Here is a 12,310-nt window from a genome sequence, read left to right on the forward strand (position 1 = left end):
CCAACCTTGATACGTTTAACAGCCCTGAAAAATGAAAGTATTAAAACTTACTCTTTTGATAATGATGGCAGGTATCTTACTTGCCAATGCACAAAACAACACGTGGACACTCAGCAGTCCCGACAGTCAACTAAAGGTATCAGTAAGCCTTGAAAACGGCAGGCCTTCGTATCAGGTATTTTTAAACGATGAACTTTTCCTGGACAAATCACCGCTTGGCCTCAGAACCAACGCAGGAGATTTTACGGAAGGCTTGACGGTCAGAGAGGATATTGTCCGTAATAAAATTGATAATGCGTATGAATTACCCCATATCAAGCAAAGCAAAGTCCGTTATGAGGCCAATGAAGGGGTGTTTTCTTTCACCAAAGACGGAAGAGCTGCCATAGACATCATTTTCAGGGTAAGCAACAGGGATGTGGCATTCCGGTACAAAGTTTACCCGCAAAAGAGTACGTTCTCCTGTGTGGTAAATGAAGAGGTTTCCGGGTTTTTGTTTCCCGCCGGAACCACTACTTTTCTTTCTGCACAAAGCAAGGCGATGGTCGGTTTTGCCAGAACTATGCCGAGTTATGAAGTTCCCTATACCCTTAACGACACGCTTGGAGAAAACGGCAGAAATAACGGGTACACATTCCCTTGCTTATTTAAAGTAAACAATAATGGATGGGTGCTGATTTCTGAAACCGGTGTAGACAGCCGCTATTGTGCCTCCAGGTTAATTGGTCATTCTGAAGGATTGTATTCCATAGGTTTCCCGATGCCGGACGAGAACAATGGTAACGGGACTTCTTCTCCCGGTATCTCTTTACCGGGGGGCACTCCCTGGCGTACGATTACCGTTGGCAAGACACTTGCCCCAATCATAGAGACTACCGTCCCTTTTGACCTGGTGGAGCCCAGGTATGAGGCGTCTCAGAAGTACGAATATACCAAAGGGTCATGGAGCTGGATTATCGGAATGGACAGAAGTACAGTTTATGACGAGCAGATCAGGTACATTGATTTCAGTGCGGCTATGGGTTACCAGACAGTTCTGATTGATGCCCTTTGGGATACTCAGATAGGCCGGGAGAAAATAGCAGAGTTAGCCAGATACGGGGCATCAAAAGGCGTGAGTTTATATTTATGGTATAATTCCAACGGTTATTGGAATGATGCCCCTCAAAGCCCGAGAGGCATTATGGACAATACGATCGCCCGTCGCAAAGAGATGGCATGGATGAAAAGCATAGGAGTCAAAGGGATCAAGGTTGACTTCTTCGGAGGAGATAAGCAGGAAACCATGAAGGTGTATGAAGACATATTATATGACGCCAATGATTTCGGTATCATGTGTATTTTTCACGGTTGTACATTGCCCAGGGGATGGGAAAGAATGTATCCGAATTATGTTTCAAGCGAGGCCGTACTGGCCAGCGAAAACATGGCTTTTTCGCAGAGAAACTGCGATTATGAAGCTTTTAATGCCACCATACATCCTTTTATCCGGAATACGGTGGGAAGTATGGACTTCGGAGGCAGTACTTTAAATAAGTTTTACAACAGCAAGAATTCAGCAGGCAGAGGCACAAAACGCATTACCTCAGATGTATTTGCTTTGGCTACAGCAGTATTGTTCCAAAGCGGTGTTCAGCATTTTGCCCTGGCTCCGAATAACCTGACAGATGCCCCTGAATGGGCCATAAACTTTATGAAAGAAGTGCCCACAACATGGGATGAGGTAAAGTTTCTGGATGGTTATCCGGGAAAATATGTGATTTTGGCCCGTCGTAAAGGTATCAAATGGTACATTGCCGGTATAAATGCCCAAAAGGAAACACTTAAAATCAGGTTAAAGCTTCCGATGTTCACCTCGGACACGGAGTTCAGACAATACAGTGACGATGAACAATTGAACGGGAAAACCGGTACAATAAAACTCAGAAAGAACCAGGAGATTGAATTATCGATTCCTTGCCACGGAGGTGCCCTTTTGGTGAATTGACGGAAAATGCATGAACTGGCGACCCCTGGCAAGGGCAGATAAGGCTTTTATTTAATCCAGGCAGAAGAGGTTCTCAGGGCCTGTTTTAGTTTTTTGTGAGGGTTTCGCAATTATTGATACATCTGTTTGTGTAAATTGAAGAATAATCAACCTGTTTTAAAACTTTTTATGAAAAACACCTTTAAGTTAATCATCCTCTCACTGGTTCTTCTTGGGCAGCATGTTTTTGCCCAGGATCCCAATTTTCATATTTACCTGTGTATCGGGCAGTCCAATATGGAAGGGCCGGCACCGGTTGAGGCCCGCGATACAACCTCAATTGACCCCAGGTTTCGATTGCTTTCTGCGGTGGATTGTCCCGAACTGGGACGAAAGAAAGGGGAGTGGTATCCTGCCAAACCCCCGCTTTGCCGTTGCAACACCCGCCTTTCCCCGGCAGATTATTTTGGAAGGACCATGCTCGAAAACCTGCCGGCGAACATCAAAATAGGCCTCGTTCATGTGGCGGTGGCCGGAAGTAAAATTGAGATTTTTGATAAAGTCGGTTACAAGGCCTACCTCGATTCGTCGGCAGCTGAAAGACCATGGATGATCAGCATGTCAGACCAATATGGAGGAAATCCTTATGCGAGGTTGGTTGAAATGGCTCTTTTGGCTCAGAAAAAAGGAGTGATAAAAGGCATTTTACTGCATCAGGGAGAATCCAACACGGGAGACGTATTATGGCCTGCCAAGGTTAAAAAAATATATAACGATCTGCTGGCAGACTTACATCTGGCCCCCAATTCGATTCCCTTGCTGGCCGGAGAGTTACTGAACGCCGACCAGGGCGGGAAATGTGCCAGCATGAACAGCATCATTGCTACTTTGCCCCAGTCCATTCCAAATGCCTTTGTAATCCCTTCGCGAGGCCTCACCGGTACGCCTGACAAACTGCATTTTACTTCTGAAGCCATCCGTGAATTTGGCAAAAGGTACGCCGGTAAAATGCTGCAATTGAGTGGTATAAATGTAAAAATGGGGGAAAATTCAAAATCAGGAGATATCATCAACCTGTTTCCCGGCGGTGTTCCAGGAGCCAGATCATCCGGGGTGAAAGAGACCTCCGTTAACGGCGTTTTCAGAGGAGTTACCACGCCGACGCTTGAGTTTTTCAAAGCTGAAAATCCGAATGGTACTGCTGTAATCATCGTTCCCGGGGGAGGCTATGGGGTCATCGTTTACCAGGGAGAAGGTATAAACATAGCCAGAGAATTAAACCAAAAAGGCATTTCGGCCTTTGTTCTGAAATACCGTCTGCCGGATGATCAGATAATGACTGACAAAAAGATTGGCCCGCTTCAGGATGCTCAGCAAGCCATAAAATATGTCCGTGACAATGCGGATAAGTGGGGGATTGATGTGCATAAAATAGGGATTATGGGCTTTTCGGCCGGGGGACACCTGGCCTCCTCTGCAGCCACTCATTTTAAAAAATCTTATATCGAAAATAGCAGTAATACCAGTCTCAGACCGGATTTTCAGATACTGGTTTATCCTGTGATCAACCTGGGCGACAGCCTGATGCACAAGGGCTCCAGGGATAATTTACTCGGCAAAAATGCTTCAAAAGAAGACATTCTTCTGTTTTCAAATGACCTTCAGATTACCCCGGATTCACCCCCTGCTTACCTGACGCATGCGGCAGACGACAAGGTGGTGGATGTCGATAACAGCATCAGTTATTTTGAAAAACTGAGACGCCAGAAAGTGGATGTTGAAATGCACATTTATCCTAAAGGAGATCATGGTTTTATTTTCAAACACAAGGGCTGGATGGAGCCGTTGTTTGACTGGATGAAAAGAAACAACCTGGTAAAGTAAGGGAGTTGTAGAGTACTTCTCCTGCTATTTGATGTTTTTTACCCATTTCTAATGACATTTGTAAATTTTCAGACACATGAAACTTGTCAAAAATAATTTTATATTCGCCGGTAAACTTGCATTTTTCGCGGGTATGGCGTTCTCAGCACTGTCTTCCTGCAGTGAAAAGAATGACAGGCTCTTTCAAAAAATTGACTCCGTAAGTTCCGGAATCCATTTCCAGAATAAGCTGCAAGCCAGACAGGATCTGAATGCGTTTAATTTTACCAATTTTTATAATGGCGGCGGAGTAGGAATAGGGGACTTTAACAACGATGGCCTGCCGGATGTATTTTTTACGGCAAACCAGGTAAATTCAGAGTTATACCTGAATGAAGGAGAATTTAAATTCAAAAATATCACCGTGCAGTCGGGTATCAAAACAGACCGTTGGTGCAATGGCGTAAGTATAATTGATATTAATAATGACGGGTGGGATGATATCTACATAAGTGTGGCCAGCCATCCGTCCATGCCCCTGACAGCGAATCTTCTATATATAAATAAAAAAACCGCCATTCCTTCATTTGACGAAAGGGCAGCAGAATATGGCCTGGATTTCAAAGGATATTCTACTCAGTCCGCTTTCCTGGATTTTGATCTGGACGGCGACCTGGACGTTTTTCTTCTTAATACGAGTCCTGACCTCAGCAATCCTTCCGTTCACAGGCAACCCGTAAATAACGGAACGCATCCTTCTTCGGGCAAGCTTTTCAGGAATGATGGAATGAAAAACGGCCATCCTTTTTTCGTGGATGTGTCGATTGCTGCGGGAATAAATTATGAAGGGCTCGGACTGGGTGTTACGGTATCTGACTTTAATAATGACGGATATCCGGATATTTACTGTTCAAATGATTTCATGAGCAATGATATTCTGTATATGAACCAGGGCGACGGCACTTTTATAAATACAGTTAAGGAATCATTGCCTCATACAAGCTATTATGGGATGGGTGTCAGTGCCGCAGATATCAATAATGACGGACTTTCGGATATTTTCCAGTTAGACATGCTGCCGGGGGATAATGCCCGCCAGAAGCAAATGCTCACTCGCCATGATTATGATAAAAAGGAAGCCAGCCTCAGAGAACCGTTCTCCTACGAAATGCAGTACATGCGTAATACGCTGCAACTCAATCAGGGCAGTAACGGGAAAATACAATTTTTCGGAGATATCGGTTTAATGTCGGGAGTAGCTAAAACGGATTGGAGCTGGAGCGGGATAGTTGCCGATCTGAACAATGACGGATTTAAGGACCTGTTCATTTCAAATGGTTATCGTAAAAATGTAACAGATCTTGACTTCATCAGTTCGTACCGGGATAACAACATGTTCGGCTCTGATACCTATAAAACCGAAAACCGGCTTAAAATTCTGGAAAAGGTTCCTGAGATCAAACTCAAAAACTACGCATATCTTAATAAGGACGGTATAAGCTTTGAAGATGTTAGTGCCGATTGGGGTCTTGATGAGGCTTCTTATGCCAGTGGTGCAGCTTATGCAGATTTTGACAATGACGGAGATCTTGACCTGGTGATCAATAATATAGATGAGGAGGCGTCACTTTACAGGAATCAGACGGTTGAAAAGAGCGGCCGGGTAATGACAAAAGTGCTTTTCAAAGGTATGGCTGGAAACACTCAGGGTATTGGTGTAAAAATAAAGGCTTTTTTCGGAGATTCCCTGCAATATTTTGAACACTTTCCTACTACGTCGTATCTCTCTACGATGGAAAAAGGTGTATTTATAGGCGTACCTGCGGGACGAAAAATTGACTCTATGACTGTGATCTGGCCGGGAAACCGCTTTCAGACACTCTACAACAGTGAACCCGCAAAAACCCTCACTCTTTCTTATTCCGACGCAAAAGAAATGCCTGATTTTAACCGGCGGTTTGAAAATACCCTCTTTAGACTCACGGATGTAAAATCCGGCTTCATACATCAGGAATCCGGTTATGTAGATTTTAATGATCACCCGGCAATACATAAAATGCTCTCGCATGGCGGGCCCGCTGTTGCAAAAGGAGACCTTAACGGCGACGGATTGGAGGATATAGTGGTAGGAGGGGCCTTAAATGGAAGCAAAACGACCCTGTTGATTCAGCATTTAAGTGGCGGGTTTACTCAGAAAGCAGCTCCTGAATCCAAAGATATGGAAGTGGGTGCCATTGCCATTTTTGATGCAGACAACGATGGGGATAATGACATGATTCTGGCGGCTGGTAGCTGCGAACGCCCCTTTTCTGTTAAGGAAGCCTATAAGGCCCAGTTATGGCTCAATAACGGGAAAGCCGTTTTTAGCCTGGCAGATAATTTCCCTGAGCTCATAGTCAGTGCAGGGCAGGTCGTCCCGTTTGATATGGATGCTGACGGCGATACCGATCTTTTTGTTGCCGGAAGGCAGTTACCCGGGCAATATCCTTTTCCGCCAGCAAGTTTTTTGCTTGAAAACAAAAACGGTATTTATGCAGATGTTACAGAAAAAAAAGCACCCTTTCTGAAAAACCTTGGAATGGTTACTGCTGCTGTGGCGGCAGACATAGACAACGACCGTGATCAGGACCTTTTGATAGGCGGTGAATGGATGCCTGTCAGCGTTATGATAAACAACGGTAAAAGTTTTCAGCTTAAAAGTTACGACAACATGAGCGGCTGGTGGCAGAGTATCGCTGCTGCCGACTTTGACAGGGATGGTGACATGGACTTTATATTGGGTAATGAAGGGCTTAACTCATTCTACAGGGCAAGTTCAGACGAACCCGTATTTATGTATGCCCTGGATTTTGATAAAAATGGCAAAACTGACCCGATAATGGGTCACTATCTGCAACATAAAAAAGTGCCGGCGTTACCCCGCGAAAGCCTTAACCAGCAGATGGTGCAATTCCGGAAAAAATTCATCACTTATAAAGATTATTCTGAAGCACTCTTTGACGACCTCTTTTCAAAAGAAGAATTGGGCAATGCCTTGCATCTACAGGCCAGGGAGTTGCGTCATATGTACGCTGAAAACAAAAACGGTACACTGGTATTTACGCCCTTGCCGATGGAATCACAGCTTGCTCCGGCAAACAACACCCTTATCGGCGACTTCGACCGGGACGGCAAGCTGGATGCGATTGTGACCGGAGGTTTTTTTCCTAATGAGGCACACCAGGGCAGGCAGGATGCATCAAGAGGTATATTCCTGAAAGGCAGTGGTAACGGCACTTTCCGGTCCGTCCCTAATTATAGATCAGGACTGTACTTATCAGGAGACGTCAGGCACAGTATATTTCTGGAAAAATCGGGATTAATGATCTCTTTCCGTAACAACAGTTCCTGGTTGTGGCACAAGCTCAATACGCTTACAGGTAGGAAATAACCGGGAATTATACATTTAATTTTAGGTATTCCGACGACTTTTTCTCCGAAAAAAGCAGATTAATATTATTTTTTGCAAAAAAAGTAATATTTCTATGAAGTTTAATTTTTTTGAGTAATTTTGTGATTAATCAAATTGTGTAGAATCGACACTTAAATTGTGTGAAACTGACACAATGAGGCTTGATTTTTCGACCCGTGTTAAAATAATTTTAAACATTTAACCATTTTTTTCTTATGTTAAGAGTCAAATTTACATCGCAAAGTTTCAACAGCAAAATGCGGAAGTCGATCAGACTGTTCTCGCTCATGCCGCTGTTGCTGCTTTTGAGCGTTAGTGCTTTTTCCCAGATAAAGGGGACGGTTTTGAATGAAAAGAACGAACCTCTGCCTGGTGTTTCCGTATCGCTTAAAGGAACTCAGCAGGGAGTATCGACCGACAAGGATGGCCGTTATAGTTTGAATGTTGGAGGAAGCGGAACACTTATATTCAGCTTCATAGGTTTCGCCCCTCTGGAAGTAGCGATAAATGGAAGGACCTTGATAGACGTCACGCTTGCTGAAGACGAGAAAATACTAGATGAGATCGTTGTCGTAGGATATGGTACCCAGAAGAAATCTTCTTTGACCGGTGCTGTTTCTTCTGTTTCGTCGAAAGACCTTACGGCTCTCCCTGTGATCAACGCCGCCCAGGCTATACAGGGCAGGGTAGCAGGTGTATCGATCGTAAACAACAGTAGCCCCGGAGGTGATCCTGTGGTAAGGGTCAGAGGTGTAGGGTCTATCAGCCTTAATCCTAACCCTTTGTACGTTATTGACGGCGTTCCTGCCGGTGGTCTTAATAGTATTGCCCCTTCGGATATCGAGTCTGTTGAGGTGTTAAAGGATGCCAGTGCTGCTGCAATATATGGTTCGCGTGCTGCCAATGGCGTGATCCTGATCACGACCAAGAGCGGAGCTTCCGGAAAAATGAATATTAATTTTAATTCTTACTATGGCGTTCAGTCGGCATGGAAAAAGCTGGATCTGCTAAACAGCCAGGAATATATCAAATACGGCACAGCTCTTCTTACTGCTTCAGGACAACCGGTGCCGGGAAGATTTAGTAATATGAATACACCTGTATATGACGGAGCTACAACCACTTTTGCCCAGACAGACAACGACTGGCAGGACGTGATGTTCAGGAATGCTCCGGTGAATGACAACCAGCTCTCTATTTCCGGTGGAACAGATAAATCAAAGATTTACTTTTCCTTAGGTCATTTTAAGCAGGAAGGTATCATCCCGTTCACAGACTATAGCCGCCAGAGTATCAGGATCAATTCAGACCATAAGCTGGCAGGATTTCTGTCTGTAGGGCAGACCTTGATGGTGTCTACTGACGAACGCAGGGCAGAGAGAGACGGCGGTGGAAGGAGTATACTCATGAACACGATGAGAATGGTACCTTACTGGCCGGTATCTGACCCTACAAAGGTGGGTGGATACAGTACCACAGCACAGGGACTTGACGCAACTGACCCTGAGAATCCAATGCGTATAGCTGATCATATTCAGGGTAATCAGATAGACAGAGGGTACAAAATGCTGGGAACATTCTTTGCCAATGTTAAGATCACGGATTGGCTGAAATATAAGTTTACCCTGGGTGGTGACTATTCCAATTCAATATATACAGGATTCAGCCCGATATATAATGATGGAAACAGAAGTAGTATTAATGCTACATTGAATGAAAACAGAGGGCAGTACTTTTCTTCCATTATAACCAATCAGCTGACTTTTGACAAGACAATAGGCAAGCATGTCATTAATCTTACGGCTGTTTCCGAAACTCAGAAGGCGAGATATAAAGGTATTGCTTTGAGCGGGCAGCGGCCGGATAATAATATCAAACAGATACAGGGAGCCTCAAACGTAAACGGTACCACTGATCTGTCTGAAAGTGCCTTAATTTCTTATGTTGGCCGTTTAAATTATGAATATAGCGGAAAATATCTCTTGGGAGCCACCATCCGGAGGGACGGTTCTTCCAAGTTTGCTCCGGGCAACAAGTGGGGGACATTCCCGTCAGTGTCTGCTGGATGGAGAATCAGTGAGGAAGAGTTTATGAAATCCATTCCTGCTATCACTGAGTTGAAAATCAGGGGGAGTATCGGGGTAACCGGTTACAACTCTATAGGTGACTATGACTGGCAGCCGCTTATCCAGGCAAGTAACACGATTTATCCTTTCGGCAATGCTTCACAGCTGGGATCTTATTTCAACAGGCTTGGTAACACAGGACTGAGCTGGGAAGAGACTGTCATGAAGAATATTGGTATTGATCTTTCCCTGTTTAACAACAGTATCAATGTGACAACAGAATTTTATACCCGCAAAACCGACGGTTTGTTGCTGAGCGTTCCTTTGCCTGAATCGGTGGGGTATTCTCAAAGTCCGCTGGCTAACGTAGGAAGTATGAAAAATACAGGGTTTGAACTCAGCCTGGGTTACAATATTAGTAAAAGGAAGCTGAGGTCTACGCTGACAGGTACATTTGATCTTGTTAGAAACGAAGTGTTAAGTCTTTCAACTCCAAATGCTACAATCAATGCCGGTAACAGTTCTGACTTTGGAGGTTTTGACATTACAAGAACTGAAGTAGGACACCCTATACAATCATTCTACGGATGGCAGGTAGAAGGTATTTTTCAGAATGAAAGTGAAGTTGCAGCAGCCAACGGAAAAGACGGAAATGCCGCTACGCCTTATCAGAATGCCGGAACAGCAGCGGGCGACATTAAATTCAGAGACCTGAACAATGACGGAAAAATTGATTCTGATGACCGGACATACCTTGGAAGTTTTATGCCGAAATTCTCTTACGGTCTTAACTGGAGTGGTACTTATCAGAATTTTGACTTCACGGTATTCTTCCAGGGAGTGCAGGGCAACAAGGTTTATAGTGGTACAAAAGTCATAGGGCAAGGGATGCTTCGTCTGTTTAATGCAACTACCGATGTATTAAATGCATGGACGCCAACCAATACAGATACGGACGTGCCGAGGGCTGTTAGTGGTGATCCTAATCAGAATTCCAGGACATCTGACAGGTTTCTTGAAGATGGTTCATACCTGAGACTTAAGAACCTGAGTATAGGATATACCATACCATCCGACAAGATCAAGTCGCTTACCGGCAATGTGCTTTCTAAAGCGAGGATCTATGTTTCGAGCCAGAATTTACTGACACTTACCAAGTATTCAGGTTACGATCCTGAGGTAGCCAACCGCGGTAATATTCTGACGAATGGCGTTGATTACGGAAGTTATCCCCAGGTCAGAACTATGTCAGTAGGGATAAACTTAGGATTTAATTAAAAAATCGGTTATAAAAACGAATTTGTACGATGAAGAAAAATATTTATTTAGCAGTTATGTTGACGCTGTTCTCCATTTCTGCGTGCGACGATAAAATACTTGATAAGGTAAATCCGAACGGTGTCACATTTGACACTTATTTCACAAACGACAGCGAATTGCTGGCAGGTGTAAACTCGGTTTATGCTGGGACGCAAGGCCTTGGTCTGGCGGCCAGAGAATGGTTTTTTACCCATGACCTTAGAGGTGACGAAATGGCCACAGGCGGTGGTCAGCTGGAAACTCCACGTAATCAGTTGCTTATAGGTGTAAATGATCCGGGAAACTCCGTGTCGTCCTCTGTATGGACAGGCTGGTTTCGCGTGATCCACAGAGCCAATGTAGTCCTTGAGTCTACAACTAAGAATGTAGCTTTTTCAGATGAAATAAAAAAGAGAGCCACAGGCGAAGCCAAATTTCTACGGGCGATGGCTTACTATGAATTGGGTACCTTGTGGGGTGGAGTGCCAATCTACACCGAATTTGTAAAATCTGTAGAAAACAGCCTTCCCCGCTCTTCACAGACGGATGTATATGCCCAGGTGCTTAAAGACCTGAAAGATGCTGAGACCCTTCTTCCGGCTACCTACCCCGCCAAAGAGCTGGGAAGGGCTACCAAAGCTGCTGTTCAGACCTTAATGGCCAGAACCTATCTTCAGCAGGGAAATTATACGCTGGCTAAAGCGGAATTGGAGAAAGTTGTAAGCTCAGGGCTTTACAGCCTCGCAGCCAATTACCTGGACGTGTCAAACGAAGAGGGTGAGTTTAATTCGGAGTCGATATTTGAAATTGTTTTTTCGCCTTCAGGGGGATCGTTTAACTGGAGCGGGCCGGACGGTGATGGAAACTCTCTTCAGGAAGAGACGGTAAGAACACAGGAATACTCAGCCATCGGATGGAGGAACCTTATCCCTTCCAATAAAATTCTGAATGAATACGAAAGACCAAGTAAAGGAGATGCCAAGCTGGATCCGCGTTATGATATGTCTTTCTGGAAAGCCGGTGATAAGTTTAACAACGGAGCCAATACCATGACTGATGACATCGTTCAGGGTAACTCTTCTGTAGTAGATGGCAAAACTATGAAAGTAAGCTGGAGGAAATATTCAGTTCTTTACAAATCTATGGAAGGTTTTGCTACCAGTGGTATTAACATGAGGGTCATGAGATATGCAGATGTTCTGTTGATGTTAGCTGAATGTGAGAACGAAGTAGGGACTGCGGCAAAAGCCATTCAGTTGCTGAACCAGGTAAGAAGCCGTCCTACTGTGGCTATGCCTGCCTATCCGACGGCTAACTATCCGGTTTCCAGCAAAGCTGAAATATTTAAGGCTATTCAGCATGAGAGGTTCGTAGAACTTTCGGCTGAGCAGGTCAGAAACTTTGATATTATCAGATGGAGAAAAAATGGTAAGCTCACTGCCGAACCTTTGTCGTATTTTGTAAAAGGAAAACATGAATTGTTGCCTATTCCGCAAACAGAAATAGACAATAACCCAAAAATTGAAAATAAGGATCAGAATCCGGGATATTAATGTGATGGACTGATTTTCAAGGAAGGTGACCTGCTTTAGCCGGTCGCCTTCCTTTACCTTAAAACCTGATACGAAAGAGTATTTTTTGCCTTAGTTTAAAAGAAGACAGTTA

At 44.3% G+C, this 12,310-nt stretch carries 5 protein-coding genes; all 5 read left to right on the forward strand.

What is annotated here, in order from left to right; all coding sequences use genetic code 11:
• Positions 1-31 precede the first annotated feature (31 nt).
• Positions 32-1,987, forward strand: coding sequence for a glycoside hydrolase family 97 protein (locus GVN16_RS22750; protein WP_166566265.1), 1,956 nt, complete (start codon positions 32-34; stop codon positions 1,985-1,987).
• Between the two features lie 168 nt (positions 1,988-2,155).
• Positions 2,156-3,850: a sialate O-acetylesterase gene (locus tag GVN16_RS26235; protein WP_166566266.1), complete on the forward strand. Its 1,695-nt coding sequence runs from the start codon at positions 2,156-2,158 to the stop codon at positions 3,848-3,850.
• Between the two features lie 76 nt (positions 3,851-3,926).
• A complete protein-coding gene (locus GVN16_RS22760; RefSeq protein ID WP_205748957.1) occupies positions 3,927-7,259 on the forward strand; it encodes a VCBS repeat-containing protein in 3,333 nt (1,110 codons plus the stop codon).
• Positions 7,260-7,495: 236 nt separating this feature from the next.
• A complete protein-coding gene (locus GVN16_RS22765; RefSeq protein WP_229244319.1) occupies positions 7,496-10,624 on the forward strand; it encodes a TonB-dependent receptor in 3,129 nt (1,042 codons plus the stop codon).
• A gap of 29 nt (positions 10,625-10,653) precedes the next feature.
• Positions 10,654-12,198: a RagB/SusD family nutrient uptake outer membrane protein gene (locus GVN16_RS22770; RefSeq protein WP_166566267.1), complete on the forward strand. Its 1,545-nt coding sequence runs from the start codon at positions 10,654-10,656 to the stop codon at positions 12,196-12,198.
• Positions 12,199-12,310: the final 112 nt, after the last annotated feature.

This window comes from Emticicia sp. CRIBPO (genome assembly GCF_009905725.1).
In the GTDB taxonomy this organism is placed as follows: domain Bacteria; phylum Bacteroidota; class Bacteroidia; order Cytophagales; family Spirosomataceae; genus Leadbetterella.

What these genes read in the sequence shown, in the direction of transcription:
- GVN16_RS22750 (WP_166566265.1), top strand. Translation starts at nt 32, where the DNA reads ATGAAAGTATTAAAACTTACTCTTTTGATAATGATGGCAGGTATCTTA.
- GVN16_RS26235 (WP_166566266.1), top strand. Translation starts at nt 2,156, where the DNA reads ATGAAAAACACCTTTAAGTTAATCATCCTCTCACTGGTTCTTCTTGGG.
- GVN16_RS22760 (WP_205748957.1), top strand. Translation starts at nt 3,927, where the DNA reads ATGAAACTTGTCAAAAATAATTTTATATTCGCCGGTAAACTTGCATTT.
- GVN16_RS22765 (WP_229244319.1), top strand. Translation starts at nt 7,496, where the DNA reads ATGTTAAGAGTCAAATTTACATCGCAAAGTTTCAACAGCAAAATGCGG.
- GVN16_RS22770 (WP_166566267.1), top strand. Translation starts at nt 10,654, where the DNA reads ATGAAGAAAAATATTTATTTAGCAGTTATGTTGACGCTGTTCTCCATT.